General features: G+C 50.4%; 9 protein-coding genes. 5 read left to right on the top strand and 4 right to left on the bottom strand.

Features of this window, described 5'->3' with window-relative positions; all coding sequences use genetic code 11:
• Nucleotides 1-123 precede the first annotated feature (123 nt).
• The gene (locus tag DWZ03_RS08780; protein ID WP_005826009.1) at nt 124-567 is read left to right on the top strand and encodes a PaaI family thioesterase; all 444 of its coding nucleotides are present in this window, start codon (nt 124-126) and stop codon (nt 565-567) included.
• Here DWZ03_RS08780 and DWZ03_RS08775 read toward each other — a convergent pair.
• Nucleotides 512-1,426 carry a DUF3108 domain-containing protein gene (locus DWZ03_RS08775; RefSeq protein WP_120129657.1) on the bottom strand — a complete coding sequence of 305 codons (915 nt, stop codon included), beginning with the start codon at nt 1,424-1,426 and terminating at the stop codon, nt 512-514. The genes DWZ03_RS08780 and DWZ03_RS08775 overlap by 56 nt on opposite strands.
• Nucleotides 1,341-3,296, bottom strand: a complete 1,956-nt coding sequence (locus tag DWZ03_RS08770) for an Ig-like domain-containing domain (RefSeq protein WP_005833829.1) — start codon at nt 3,294-3,296, stop codon at nt 1,341-1,343. The genes DWZ03_RS08775 and DWZ03_RS08770 overlap by 86 nt, the downstream gene beginning before the upstream one ends.
• Nucleotides 3,297-3,604: 308 nt before the next feature.
• On the opposite strand from DWZ03_RS08770, the gene DWZ03_RS08765 reads away from it, so the two are divergent.
• The 4 genes from DWZ03_RS08765 (at nt 3,605) to lpxA (ending at nt 10,526) form a co-directional block, all read left to right on the top strand.
• A complete protein-coding gene (locus tag DWZ03_RS08765) occupies nt 3,605-4,780 on the top strand; it encodes an efflux RND transporter periplasmic adaptor subunit (RefSeq protein ID WP_005833830.1) in 1,176 nt (391 codons plus the stop codon).
• A gap of 54 nt (nt 4,781-4,834) precedes the next feature.
• Nucleotides 4,835-8,254: an efflux RND transporter permease subunit gene (locus tag DWZ03_RS08760; protein ID WP_005826019.1), complete on the top strand. Its 3,420-nt coding sequence runs from the start codon at nt 4,835-4,837 to the stop codon at nt 8,252-8,254.
• A gap of 19 nt (nt 8,255-8,273) precedes the next feature.
• Nucleotides 8,274-9,659, top strand: coding sequence for a TolC family protein (locus tag DWZ03_RS08755; protein WP_117878299.1), 1,386 nt, complete (start codon nt 8,274-8,276; stop codon nt 9,657-9,659).
• Between the two features lie 99 nt (nt 9,660-9,758).
• A complete protein-coding gene (gene lpxA, locus DWZ03_RS08750; RefSeq protein WP_005833833.1) occupies nt 9,759-10,526 on the top strand; it encodes an acyl-ACP--UDP-N-acetylglucosamine O-acyltransferase in 768 nt (255 codons plus the stop codon).
• Between the two features lie 94 nt (nt 10,527-10,620).
• On the opposite strand, the gene DWZ03_RS08745 is transcribed toward lpxA, so the two are convergent.
• Nucleotides 10,621-11,916: an HlyD family secretion protein gene (locus DWZ03_RS08745; protein ID WP_087332857.1), complete on the bottom strand. Its 1,296-nt coding sequence runs from the start codon at nt 11,914-11,916 to the stop codon at nt 10,621-10,623.
• A 16-nt stretch (nt 11,917-11,932) separates the two neighbouring features.
• Nucleotides 11,933-14,119, bottom strand: coding sequence for a peptidase domain-containing ABC transporter (locus DWZ03_RS08740; RefSeq protein WP_016272093.1), 2,187 nt, complete (start codon nt 14,117-14,119; stop codon nt 11,933-11,935).
• Between the last annotated feature and the right edge of the window lie 4 nt (nt 14,120-14,123).

Here is a 14,123-nt window from a genome sequence, read left to right as displayed (position 1 = left end):
GTAGAGCAAGTGTACAGATTTGACCCGCCTAAATAATTCAATTAATGGCTAAAATCGTTACTTTTGCGTCCGGAAGCACATATTTTCCACCCATTAATCACTAAACATTAATCATTACTCCCCATGACCGCACAAGAGTTTTTTAAGAACGACCGCTTCGCCACGAATGCAGGTGTAGAACTGATAGAAATAAAGGAAGGATACAGCAAGGCACGCCTGGTTATCACGGCAGAGCATCTCAATGCAGGAGGCCGTACGCAAGGAGGGGCCATCTTCACCCTTGCCGACCTGGCACTGGCAGCAGCAGCCAACTCCCACGGAACATTGGCCTTCTCTCTTTCGTCCAATATCACCTTCCTGCGCAGCAGCGGACCGGGCGATGTACTGTATGCCGAAGCACGCGAACGCTACATCGGCCGCACCACCGGATATTACCAGATCGACGTCACCAACCAGGAGGGAAAACTGATTGCCACTTTCGAATCCAGTGTATTTAGAAAAGGGGATAACATCACTTTTTCCTTACCACAGACGTCATCGGATAGCGGTTGCCCCGGACACTCTTGAAGAATGCCTTGGCCGAACCGAAATTCAAATACATGTCCAAGCGAATGGGAAGGTGGTTCTTATCATCGGATACGAAGAAGGTGATGACCTCCTTCTCCTTACCTTTCTTGTACTCTACGAAAGAGAATACCAAGCAGCGGTAAACGGTGTCGTTATTCGCCTTGACCTCCTCCTTGCCGCGGTAAATCAACGTCTGCTCTTCCACCCTGCGTCCTGTGGCCATGGGAAAGAGTATCTTCTGCCCTACCTTGTAGTCTTTAGGGTCATAAGAGCGCGCCTGCGCCAAAATGCTCAACATATCGAAGATACAGCGACTATCACTGTATTCCATCTCCTGAGCCTCACGCACGGGATTGTGCCAGGTGCGTCTCTGCTTTACATTCGCCAGTCCGTCCGAGTAGGAGAACCAAGCCTCGTCCACCGTATGGCGGCTTCCCTCCTCCGCCGCTTTACGGAAGTAGATCGGCTCCAACCTATCGCTGACATAACAAGTCAACGTATCACGCATCTTGAAGAAAAAATCGGTCTTTTTACTGCCTACACAAAGCAAGTTAAAGCGAAATGCAGGCTCGGAATGGTAAGTCGTGGCATTGGTAGTGAGGCTTGCCAGACCCACCTTCTTCCAAATGAACTTCCAATTGAAATATAAATCGTACATGACATGCTCGCCCGACTGGAAAGCTTCATTCTTTGCAGTACATTGGGCCTGAACAGACTGGGAGGTTCCCAAACAGACCGCTCCCACCATTAATAGAATGAACAATTGCTTCCGCCTAATAGCTATGGCCTCTACCACTGTTGCGGCTGCTATTGCCACTGCGGTTATTTTTGTTCCTGTTTTGCTTTTTCTTGTCTTCATCTGGTTTTTGTTTTTTTAGTTCGTCCGGCTTCTGCCTATCCAGGGACTTGGCCTTAATATCCCATTCCTGGGTCAAATCAAAGTTCGCTTTAAGCTCCAGAACCATCGGATAATAGTAAACCATTTCAGGCTGGCGCTTCTCGGCATAGTTTCCCGTATCCCAGACGCCATTCCCATTCGTATCATTTATCAGCCGCGCTCCATATTTGCCCGGATTGAGGAAATAGAAATCGGCTTTCCCATCCACCACCGGCACCGTGCGCAGCACTTTGTCCTGACCGTCCAGTAGTTCCACAAAAGCCAGAGAGTCCGCTCCATGCACATTAAAGAATATCTGCCCGTACTCTTCCAGCTTCTTGGCCTTGAAGTCCTTCTTTATCTTGTCGGAGAACAACCCGTACAACCCGCGTATGGCAGCAGAATCCACTTCAAATGTATAGCTTTCGCCGGGTGCCCATTCGGCAAACAGATTATAACGCTTCAAGTCCAAAGAGTCGCGCATAAAGTCGAACGGGATATCCTGCCACAACGAGTCCACTTTCAGTTTCAGATGGAAAGCGGTGGTATCTATGCTTGCCACCGGCTCCGTAAACGACAGAGTAAGATAATCATATACATCGATTGCAGAAGGGGCATACACATCTACAGCCAGGAATTCCGTCGGCTCGGGCTCTTCCACCTCACCTTCCTTCAACTTCTTCTTTTTCTTCTCACGCTCTTTCTGTTCCTTTTCCTTCGCTTCCTGCTTCTGCTTCTGCTGCTTGTCGTATGTCAACTTCGCCAGCACATTCAAAGTATCGGTACGGGGTACCAATCGTTTCAGGCTATCCGTATACAAATAGGTGATACTCATTTTTAGGGAATCCTGCTTATAGAGCAGAGAATCCTTTATCCAATAATGAATCGTATCGTTCCGGCCGGTAGGCTGTTCTATAACAAACGCATCTTCCTCATTAAAGTTCAATCCTTTCAATAAAGGCAACGTGTCTGCCGGAGCAGTGAAATAGAGCGAAAACTTCTCCGGAGTCAACCGTTCGGCCTTCAAAAAACGTTGCGAGAAGGAAAGCTCCTTGAAAGCACGCAGCAGAACATCATCCGGAAGGTAGTGGGTATATTGACGTTCTACAATCGTATCTACTGTCAGCGAGTCTATCCAGGTCGTATCCTGGCGCATGCGCTCTTCCATGGAAGGAATGATGATAGAGTCATTAAAAGCTATCACTTCCGTCGGCTGGGAATAGGCAAAATTCTGGTCGGCATCCTGCAAGGCATAAATGCGATACTTGCCGGGAGCCACTCCACGGATAGAGAAGCGTCCGCGACTGTCCGTACGCCCCACCCGCTCAAAAGGAAGTTTGGTAAAAGCGGAGTCGGCCAGATTGGCATGCAGACCGACCAGCATTCCTTTCACCGGTTCAAGATTGGCCGCATTCAGTACTGTACCGGCCACAGCCATAGAGTCGAGACGGTCGCCCGTAGAGAAAGAATAGAAGAAATTCTCCAAGGGATTCCCCTCATTATTATCCTGGATGGCATCACCAAAATCGAATGTATAAGTAGTATTGGGTTTCAATGTATCCTGCAGAGTGATGACCACCTTCTTCCCATTAGACTTAATTTCGGGCTGCTGCACCTGCGGAGGGGATATTACAATCTTCTCATTCGGCTTGTCAAGCTTGATAAATTCATCGAACTCAATGGAAAGTTTATTTTTATTGTGATGGAGTGCGCCGGGCGTGGGAGTACCGGAAATAAAACGCGGAGGAGTCTCATCATAAGGTCCTCCTTCAATACGGCCCACACTGGCACAAGAATACAGTGCGGCAGCTATGGCAACACCCCCCAACAACCTGCGGAAAAGCGGCTTCATTTTAGTATGGCGTTTACGTTCTAACATGCTGCAAAAATAAAGGTTATCTGCCAATTAGCGGTATGCTTTACAGTATTTTAATCAAAAAATGTCCTTTCGTTCTCATCTATGTATGAAACATAGTTAAAAAAGGAAGTGTTTCACCCCTTATATACTAAGAAAAGAATATTTTTGCAGACGAAAACTGAATAGGAGTATTCAGTTTTCTTTTTCCTGCCTTATTTCTAAATCATGAATTACACACGAAAACGCCTTTCAAGAATCGAAAAAAAGAAGAATATAAAATTATACAGAGAACAAAAAAGAGTATGAAGAGTAGATTAGTATTATTGGCATGTTGCCTGGCACTGCTCAGCAGTTGCGGACAAGGCGACAAAGGAACGGGTAAAGCTCCCGAATTTGCAGTGATTGAGGCAAAGACCACCACTGCCAACTTGACAAACAGCTACCCTGCTACTATCAAGGGTAAACAAGATGTAGAAATCCGCCCGATGGTGAGTGGGTTCATCACAAAATTGCACGTGGACGAAGGCGCAACAGTGCGCAAAGGACAAGTGTTGTTCAGCATCGACCCCGTACAGTATCAGGCAGCCGTAAATTCGGCCAAAGCTGCTGTTGAAACAGCCAAAGCTGCCGTAAACACACAAGAACTGACTGTAAACAACAAACGTGAACTGAACAAGAAAAACATCATCAGTGACTACGATTTGCAAATGGCCGAAAACCAGCTGGCACAGACAAAGGCACAACTAGCACAAGCCAATGCCCAATTGGTCAATGCCAAGAACAACTTGTCATACACCAGTGTAACCAGCCCCAGTGACGGTGTAGTAGGTAGCATTCCCTACCGCGTAGGTAGCTTGGTTAGTCCTTCCGTAGCCAGCCCGCTGACTACCGTTGCCGACATCTCCGAAATGTACGCCTACTTCTCCATGACCGAACGCCAACTCTTGTCACAGATTCGTGAAGGCGGTAGCACCAAGGAAATTCTGGAAAAGATGCCGAATGTACAGTTGCAGCTCATCGACGGAACCATGTATGCCGACAGTGGCCGCGTGGAGACAATCAGCGGAGTCATTGACCAGACTACCGGTTCGGTAACCATGCGTGCCCTCTTCCCCAACAAGCACAACGTGCTGCGTAGTGGAAGCACCGGCAATGTGGTATTCCCCAACCCGCTGCATGATGTCATCATGATTCCACAGTCTGCCACTACCGAAATCCAGGACAAGCAGTTCGTATTCGTACTGCAACCGGACAACACGCTGAAAAATACCGAAGTTAAAGTGTTCAGCTTAGACGACGGCAAGTATTATTACGTGACGGAAGGTTTGAAAGCAGGCGAAAAAATCGTTATCGAAGGGGTACAGAACCTGAAGGACGGACAGTCCATCACGCCCATCACGCCTGCTGAAAAGGAAGCCGAATACCAGAAGGCCCTAAAAGACCAGAAAGAAGGCAATATTCAGACTGCGTTTCAATGAAAGAATGAAAAATAAAAAAATTCTTCAATTTTTAATTCCTTAATTGTTCATGAAATGAAATTAGATAGATTTATTAACCGTCCGGTACTATCAACGGTAATTTCCATCCTGATAGTAATCTTAGGAGTTATTGGTCTGGCTACCTTGCCTATCACCCAATACCCGGACATTGCACCTCCCACCGTATCGGTAAGTGCGACTTACCAAGGTGCCAATGCCCAAACGGTGCTTAACTCCGTTATCGCTCCGCTGGAGGACCAGATTAACGGTGTGGAAAATATGATGTATATGAGTTCGAGCGCCACCAACAGCGGTTCGGGCGACATCTCCATCTACTTCAAGCAAGGTACCGACCCCGATATGGCAGCGGTGAACGTACAGAACCGCGTTTCCATGGCGCAAGGCTTGCTGCCTGCCGAAGTTACCAAAATCGGTGTAACCACCCGTAAACGCCAGACTTCCATGTTGATGGTATTCTCCATCTATGATGAAAAAGACCAGTACAACATCGAGTTCCTGGAAAACTACGCCAACATCAACCTTATCCCTGAGGTGAAACGTGTCAACGGTGTGGGCGATGCCATGGTATTGGGACAAGACTACTCCATGCGTATCTGGCTGAAACCTGATGTAATGGCCCAATACAAACTTATCCCCAACGATGTGGTTGCCGCCTTGAGCGAACAGAACATCGAAGCGGCTCCCGGCCAGTTGGGTGAGCGCGGTAACCAAACCTACCAGTATACCCTGCGCTACAAAGGACGTCTGCAACAGACTACGGAGTTCGAGAACATTGTCATCAAGGCCTTGGAGAACGGTGAAATACTCCGTCTGAAGGATGTAGCAAATGTGGAACTGGGCCGTCTGTCATACGGATTCAACAATATGGTAAACGGACATAAAGCCGTGAGTTGTATCATTTTCCAGATGGCAGGCAGTAATGCCACGCAGACCATCTCGGATATCGAGGCCCTGCTGGACGACTATTCCAGCAAACTGCCCGCCGGCTTGAAGATAAACATTGCACAGAGTGCCAACGACTTCCTCTTCGCTTCCATACATGAGGTAATCAAGACATTGATCGAGGCCTTTATCCTGGTGTTCATCGTAGTGTATATCTTCCTGCAGGATATGCGCTCCACGTTGATTCCCGCCATCGCCATTCCCGTGGCGTTGATTGCCACCTTCTTTGTATTGAAACTGATTGGCTTCAGTATCAACTTGCTGACCCTTTCGGCCATGGTGCTTGCCATTGCGATTGTGGTCGATGATGCCATCGTCGTCGTCGAGGGCGTCCATGCCAAGCTGGACCAGGGCTACAAATCGGCCCGTACAGCTTCCATCGATGCCATGAGTGAACTGGGTGGTGCCATCGTCTCCATTACGTTGGTGATGATGTCCGTATTCGTTCCCGTGAGCTTCATGGGAGGTACGGCAGGTACTTTCTACCGTCAGTTCGGTTTGACCATGGCGATTGCCATCGGTTTCTCGGCTCTGAACGCCCTGACCCTGAGTCCTGCGCTGTGTGCCATCTTCCTGAAACCTCACAACGGCGGACACGAAAGTCTGAAAGAGCGTGTAGGCGTTGCCGCCAAGGAAGCCCGCAAGATTATGATTGCACGTTATGCCGACTCTATAGGCCGGTTGATGCGTCCCGGCATTACACTGCTCTTCGTGACGGTAGCTATCCTGGGCATGATTTTCGGTCTGTTCAGCTTCAGCGAACACCCCATTCTGTGTAGCTTGATGATTATCATCAGTGTGCTGGCGTTGGCAGGTATGACTACCGACAAGTTCAAACAATCCTTCAATGACTCATACAACGGTATCCTGGGCAAGTATAAGAAACAAGTGCTGTTCTTCATCCAGAAACGCTGGATATCGGCAGGACTGGTTATCGGCTCTATTGTACTGTTGGGCGTATTCATGCAGATAACCCCGACCGGTATGGTGCCCAACGAAGACACCGGTACCATCATGGGCGCTGTGACACTGCCTCCGGGCACTTCACAAGAACGCGCACAAGAGATTTTGAACCGTGTGGACAGCTTGGTTGCTGCAGACCCTGCCGTACAGTCACGTACCGTTATCTCAGGTTATAGCTTCTTGGGCGGTCAAGGCCCCTCCTACGGTTCACTCATCATCAAGCTGAAGAACTGGGAAGAACGTTCCACGATGCAGAACTCCACGATTGTGTACGCCACCTTGTACATGCGCGCCCAAAAGATTATCAAGGAAGCGCAGGTATTGTTCTTCGCGCCACCTATGATTCCGGGTTACTCGGCTTCAAGCGACATCGAGTTGAACATGCAGGACAAGACGGGTGGTGATTTGAACCACTTCTTCGACGTGGTGAACAACTATACTGCTGCCCTGGAAGCGCGTCCGGAAATCAACTCCGCCAAGACCTCCTTCAACCCCCACTTCCCGCAATACCAGCTGGACATTGATGCTGCCGCTTGTAAGAAAGCAGGCATCAGCCCCAATGATATCTTGACTACCTTGCAGGGATATTACGGTGGTTTGTATGCTTCCAACTTCAACAGCTTCGGTAAGATGTACCGCGTAATGGTACAAGCCGAACCTGATGCTACCAAGAATATGGAAACACTGCAAAGCATCAAGGTGCGCAACGGCAACGAGATGGCACCTATCACGCAGTTCATCTCCATCAAGAAAGTATATGGTCCTGACGTCATCAGCCGTTTCAACCTCTACACCTCCATGAAGGTGATGGTGGCTCCCGCATCAGGCTACACTTCCGGTCAGGCTCTGCAAGCCATTGCCGAAGTGGCGCAGGAAAACCTGCCTGCCGGTTTCGGTTATGAGTTGGGAGGTATGGCGCGTGAAGAGGCCGAAACGAGTGGCAGCACTACGGGACTCATCTTCATATTGTGCTTCGTATTCGTTTATCTGTTGCTGAGTGCCCAGTACGAAAGCTACATCCTGCCTTTATCCGTATTGCTGTCCGTGCCGTTCGGTCTGCTGGGTAGCTTCCTCTTTGTAGGCGGTATAGGCGCATTGGGCAGCATCCCGGCACTGAAAATGATTCTGGGTACGATGTCCAATGACATCTATATGCAGATTGCCCTCATCATGTTGATGGGTCTGTTGGCCAAGAATGCCATCTTGATTGTAGAGTTTGCCCTCGAACGCCGCAGAATGGGTATGAGTATCACCTGGGCAGCCGTATTGGGTGCCGCAGCCCGTCTGCGTCCTATCTTGATGACGTCGTTGGCAATGATTGTCGGTCTGCTCCCGCTGATGTTTGCTTCCGGTGCGGGTGCCAACGGTAACCGTACGCTGGGTACGTCTGCCATCGGCGGTATGTTAATCGGTATGATTCTGCAAATCTTCATAGTGCCCGCACTGTTCGTGGCATTCCAGTACTTGCAGGAGAAATTCAAGCCGATGGAATGGGAAGATGTGGACAACTCGGATGCAGAACCGGAGATTGAACAATATACAAAATAGTGATTAACGATTAGCGATTATGAAGAAAATAATATGCCTGATGTGCGCAACTGCTTTATTGAGCAGTTGCCACATCTACAAATCATACGACAGACCCGAAGACATAACAACTGCCGGACTGTATCGCGACACGGCGTCCGTGAACGATACATTAGCCGCAGATACGGCCAACTTCGGTAATCTGCCTTGGAGAGAAGTGTTCACAGACCCACAGCTGCAGACACTTATCGAGCAAGCACTCACCAACAACGGTGACCTGCGCAGTGCCGCCTTGAACGTGAAACAAGCACAAGCCGCACTGATGTCTGCCCGTCTTGCCTATGCTCCGACGCTTGCCTTGTCTCCGCAAGGAACCGTCAGCAGCTGGGACAAGGGAAAGGCTACACAAATCTACTCCCTGCCCGTCACCGCAAGCTGGCAAATCGACCTCTTCGGCCAACTGCTGAACCCGAAGCGACAAGCAAAGGTTAGCTTGAAGCAGACGCAATTCTACGAACAAGCCGTCCAGACGCAAGTCATCGCCGGCGTAGCCAACATGTACTACACCCTGCTGATGCTGGACCGCCAACTCCAAATCACCGAAGGCACCGTCGAGATTCTGAAAAAGAACCTGGAGACCGTGCAAGCCATGAAAGATGCAGGCATCTACGGAACCACTTCTGCTGCCGTAGAGCAGAGCCGCACTGCCTACGCTCAAGTCATGGCATCACTGCCCGACATACGCCAGAGCATACGCGAAACCGAAAACGCCCTCTGCCTGATGTTGCACCAACCAGCACAGAACATCGCACGCGGTGTGCTGGAAGAGCAACAGCTGCCTACGGAATTTTCAGTAGGTATCCCCTTGCAGTTGCTATCCAACCGTCCGGACGTGAAAGCTGCCGAGATGTCACTGGCTGCCAACTACTATAACACCAATAGCGCCCGTGCCGCTTTCTACCCGCAGATTACATTGAGCGGTTCAGGAGGCTGGACCAATAACTCCGGTGCAGGTATCGTCAACCCGGGCAAACTGCTGGCTTCCGCCATCGGTTCGCTGACGCAACCCTTGTTCTATCGCGGTGCCAACATTGCCCGTCTGAAACAAGCCAAGGCACAAGAGGAGCAGGCTAAGATTCAGTTCCAAACCGCCCTGCTGAATGCCGGAAATGAAGTGAGCAACGCCCTGCATCTGTATCAAATGGAGAAGGACAAAGCCGTTTCACGCACTATTCAAGTAAATTCTGCCCGCCAAGCTGCCTCAGATACAAAAGATTTGTTTAACTTAGGCACGTCGACTTATCTGGAAGTCTTGTCTGCCGAGCAGTCTTATCTCAGCGCACAGCTTGCAGAAGTATCCGACACCTTCAGCAGCATGCAGGCGGTTATCAGCCTGTATCAAGCGCTTGGAGGAGGAAGAGAATAAAATGAGCGATAAGTGATTAGTGGTTAGCGATTAATGAAATAGTAAATCCTAATCACTAACCATTTATCACTAATCATTAATCATTAATCGCTAATTACTATGATAAGTCCGTTAGCTTATGTAGATTCTGCCGCAAAAATCGGCAAGAATGTAACCATCCAGCCCTTTGCTTTTATCGAAGGGAACGTGGAAATCGGTGATGACTGTATTATTATGTCGGGGGCAAAAATTCTGCACGGTACCCGCATGGGAAAAGGGAACAAGGTGCATCACAATGCCGTTCTGGGTGCCGAACCGCAAGACTTCCATTATACGGGAGAGAACAGCATGCTGATTATCGGTGATAATAACGACATCCGCGAGAACGTGGTTGTCAGCCGTGCTACCCATGCAGGAAGCGCTACCCGCATCGGCAATGAAAACTACCTGATGGATGGTGTACACCTCTGCCACGACGTGCAGATAGGCAACCATTGTGTACTGGGCATCAAGACTACCGTAGCCGGAGAATGTCAGATAGACGACTGCACCATTCTGAGCAGCAACGTCATTCTGCACCAATACTGCCACATTGGAAGTTGGGTACTGATCCAAGCAGGCTGCCGCATATCAAAGGATGTACCGCCTTATATCATCATGAACGGTAATCCGGCGGAATACCACGGTATCAACGCTGCTGTGCTTCAACACAAACACCAGGTGACCGAACGTGTATTGCGCCATATCGTAAATGCCTACCGTCTGGTATACCAGGGAAACTTCAGCGTGCAGGATGCCTTGCAGAAGATTGAAGACCAAGTACCGATGAGTGACGAGATACACAATATCATCAACTTCATCAAGAATTCCAAAGGAATCGTGAAGTAAAAACCCTTCTTCGGGCACGAATCACGCAGACTATTACGGATGGATAAATTCTTTTCTGTAAGTTTGCGTAGTTCGTGCCTTTTTCTAAAGACCTTTACAGATATTTCTCCCACAAATATCTCAACGGACTAAGCAATCTTTCAGTCACACTTCGTTCGTCTGTCATGACCTCTGCCATACCGGTCAGTTCTCCTTTGAATTCCAGCTGTTTACCATAGGAAGTGCATAAGTCTTGCGGCAGGCTTATGGTGACGGTATAGGCGCTTTCATCGTCTGCCAACAACGAGACGGACATTACCTTCCCCGTCAGGAAACCGAACTCCATGTATGGATAACCGGTCACGCTGATGTTTACCCGCTGTCCGGGCATTACTTTACCCGAACCTCCGGCGGGAAGTTTTATCTTTCCGATGATGCTTCCCGGGGCTTTGGCTACGATGGAGAACACCTTGTCTCCGCTACTGACGTTCTGGTTCTTTTGCCAGATGTGGTTGTAGGAGAGTATGCCGTTTGCCGGGCTGACGAAGAGATAAGCCAGTTCCCAATCATTGATGCTGACTTGCAATTCGTTGTAGGCAGTTTTCAGGGCCACATTCAAGTTGTTGGACTCCCGGCTTTGCTCCATTTGTGTTTCGATGATGCTTTGCTGCAACTGCGCTTCCTGTATTCTGGCGGAAGACAGTGAGGTCATTAGCTGTTCCCGGCTCTGCTGCTTGTTCAAGAATGTTTGTTTGGCTTCCTCGTATTCCGATTGTGCAGTCAGCCCTTCATCAAAAAGTTGCTTCTCGCGGTTGTGTACGGTAGAAGCTATCCGCACTTGTTCCTTGTCCAGTTCTGCTTGTCTGTTCAGGTGGGCGATGTAGTTGCGGTATTCCTGCAACTCCCGGCGGGTGGCCTCCACCTTCTGTTCGTACAGATTCAGTGAGAGGAAGTTGCGGTAGTCCGTCAGGCTTTTCAGGAAAGAGGCGTAGGCGTTCTGTATGCTTCCCAGGGACAGCTTCTCCGGGAACTGCGCGGTGCAGACGCTGCTGTCTGCCGGATTGAAGGATGCCAGCTGCTCCTTCAGGCGCAGCACGTCTTCCGTCACGACAGGATTCTCCAGTACGGCGATGATGTTTCCCGTCCACACGGAATCCCGGTCCTTGTGGTACACCTCCTTTATTTTCCCGCTTCCCCGTGCCACCATCCATATCGGCGGATGCTCCGTAGTGATGGTAATGGAAGCACTTATCACGTCGGGATATTTAAAGAAACACCCGCCTATGAAGAAGAGTGCCAGCACCACGAAGAACACCGTGATGCCCCATCGTACCAGTGCATGCGGCGGACGGGTCAGTATCTCCTGCACCTCCTCACTCCGCAATTCTATGTCCTTCCTCCCGTTTTCCATTTTCAACTTTCCATTCTCAAAGCTCCAGCTGATTCTTCACCAGCTTATAATACCTTCCTTCCCTCGCTATCAGTTCCTCGTGCGTCCCCGTTTCCGCTATCCGTCCCTGCTCTATCACCACTATCCGGTCTGCATTCCGCACGGTACTCAGCCGGTGGGCCACCACTACCGATGTCCTTCCTTCGAAGAAGCGCTGCAGGTTCTCCATGATGATGCGCTCGTTGTTGGCATCCAGTGCGTTGGTGGCTTCGTCGAAGAAGATGAATTCCGGGTTCTTGTACACGGCGCGGGCGATGAGTATGCGCTGTTTCTGTCCCTGGCTCAATCCGTGCCCTTCCTGGCCTATCCGGGTGTTGTATCCCAATGGCAGTCCCTCGATGAATCCGTGTATGTTTGCCACTTCCGCCGCATGCCGCAGGCGTTCCTTGTCGATGTGCTCCACCCCGGGGGCGATGTTGCCGGCAATGCTGTCCGAGAAGATGAACCCGTCCTGCATCACCACGCCGCACCGTTTGCGCCACTCGCGGATGCTGAAGTTCTCCAGCGAGGTGTCGCCCAGCAGTATCTGTCCGCTTGCAGGCGGATAGAATCCTAATAGCAGCTTCACCAGCGTGGTCTTTCCGCTTCCGCTCATTCCTACGATGGCTGTCTGTCTGCCCGATGCGATTTCCAGACTGATGTTGTCTAAGGTGGGCGTTTCGCCGAGCGGGTCGTATTTGAAACTCAGGTTTTCTATCCGCAGGTCTTTCCCTGTGGGTATCTCCCTTATCAGGTCTTTTGTGGGGTCTTCTTCATCGGGGCTGTCCCGCACCTCGCCCAGGCGGTTTGTGCTGAGGCGCGCGTCCTGCATGTCGCGGGCAAAGGTGATGAGTTCGTTTATCGGACTGTTCAGTTGTCCGATGATGTACTGCACGGAGAGCATCATGCCCAGTGTCATTTCCCCTTGTACCACCAGCGAGGCCACCAGTCCCGTGATTACTATGTTCTTGGTCTGGTTTATCAGTACCGCTCCCGAGTCCTGGTACTGCCTCAGCGCAAGGCTCCGGATGTTCACTTTGAACAGCCGTGCCTGTATGCGTTCCCATTCCCACCGCTTCTGCTGCTCGCAGGCACTCAGCTTTATCTCCTGCATGCCGTTCACCAGCTGCACCACCGTGCTCTGGTTGGCGCTCTGCTGGGCAAACCGCTTGTGGTCCAGTTCCGCCCGTTTCTTCATGAAGAGCCAGACGTAGGAGATGTAGAGTGCGCTCCCTCCCATGAAGATAAGGAAAATCATGCCGCTGTACACCAGCAGCACGATGCCGAATATCAGGATGTTGAAGGTGGAGAACGCCACGCTGAGGCTGCTTCCGGTCAGGAAGTTCTGTATGCGCGTGTGGTCGTTGATGCGTTGCAGGATGTCGCCCGTCATCTTGGTGTCGAAGTAGCCCATAGGGAGCTTCATCATCTTGATGAGGAAGTCCGAAATCAGGGCGATGTTGATGCGTGTGCCCAGATGCAGCAATATCCATCCGCGTATGAACTCCACGGCGCTGCTGCTGAAGGACAGCATCAGTTGGGCAATGAGCACCAGGTAGATAAATCCGAGATTTTGGTTGTTGATGCCGAAGTCCACGATGCTCTGCGTGAGGAAGGGGAGCATCAGCTGTATCATGCTGCCCAGCAGCAACCCCAGCAGCAGTTGTCCCACCAGTTGCTTGTAGGGGCGCAAGTAAGAATAGAGGAAGCCGAAGCCTTTATAGTTTGTCTTTTCCCCCTCATCTTCTTGTGCATAGAATTCCGGTGTAGGTTCCAGCAACAGTGCCACTCCCGTATCTTCTCCGTCCGTTTTGGCGCTGAGCCAGCAACGGCAGAATTCTTCCCGGGTGTATTTCAGCTTGCCTGCTCCGGGGTCGGCCACCCATACATGCTTGTCGTTCATCCGGTAGACCACGACGAAATGTTGCTGGTTCCAGTGGACGATACAAGGTAAAGGGGCTTCTTGCAGCATTTCGTAGCTCACTTGCACACAGATGCTCCGAAATCCAATCTTCTCAGCCGCTTCGCTGATACCCAGCATAGAGACACCTTCGCGAGTGATGAATGACTTTTCCCTCAGACCTTCCAAAGAATAGCGCTTGCCATAGAAGGCGGACACCATGCGCAGGCAGGTGGGGCCGCAGTCCATCACGTCGTGCTGGGAGTAGTGAGGAAAGGATTTCATTTGA

Source organism: Bacteroides sp. AF29-11, assembly GCF_003602895.1.
Classification (GTDB): domain Bacteria; phylum Bacteroidota; class Bacteroidia; order Bacteroidales; family Bacteroidaceae; genus Bacteroides; species Bacteroides uniformis.
Note: the sequence above shows the minus strand (reverse complement) of the source record. Positions and strands in the feature narration are given on the sequence as shown.

Coding starts and splice junctions, on each gene's coding strand:
- lpxA (WP_005833833.1), top strand. CDS start 9,759: ATGATAAGTCCGTTAGCTTATGTAGATTCTGCCGCAAAAATCGGCAAG.
- DWZ03_RS08745 (WP_087332857.1), bottom strand. CDS start 11,916: ATGGAAAACGGGAGGAAGGACATAGAATTGCGGAGTGAGGAGGTGCAG.
- DWZ03_RS08760 (WP_005826019.1), top strand. CDS start 4,835: ATGAAATTAGATAGATTTATTAACCGTCCGGTACTATCAACGGTAATT.
- DWZ03_RS08740 (WP_016272093.1), bottom strand. CDS start 14,119: ATGAAATCCTTTCCTCACTACTCCCAGCACGACGTGATGGACTGCGGC.
- DWZ03_RS08765 (WP_005833830.1), top strand. CDS start 3,605: ATGAAGAGTAGATTAGTATTATTGGCATGTTGCCTGGCACTGCTCAGC.
- DWZ03_RS08755 (WP_117878299.1), top strand. CDS start 8,274: ATGAAGAAAATAATATGCCTGATGTGCGCAACTGCTTTATTGAGCAGT.
- DWZ03_RS08770 (WP_005833829.1), bottom strand. CDS start 3,296: ATGAAGCCGCTTTTCCGCAGGTTGTTGGGGGGTGTTGCCATAGCTGCC.
- DWZ03_RS08775 (WP_120129657.1), bottom strand. CDS start 1,426: ATGAAGACAAGAAAAAGCAAAACAGGAACAAAAATAACCGCAGTGGCA.
- DWZ03_RS08780 (WP_005826009.1), top strand. CDS start 124: ATGACCGCACAAGAGTTTTTTAAGAACGACCGCTTCGCCACGAATGCA.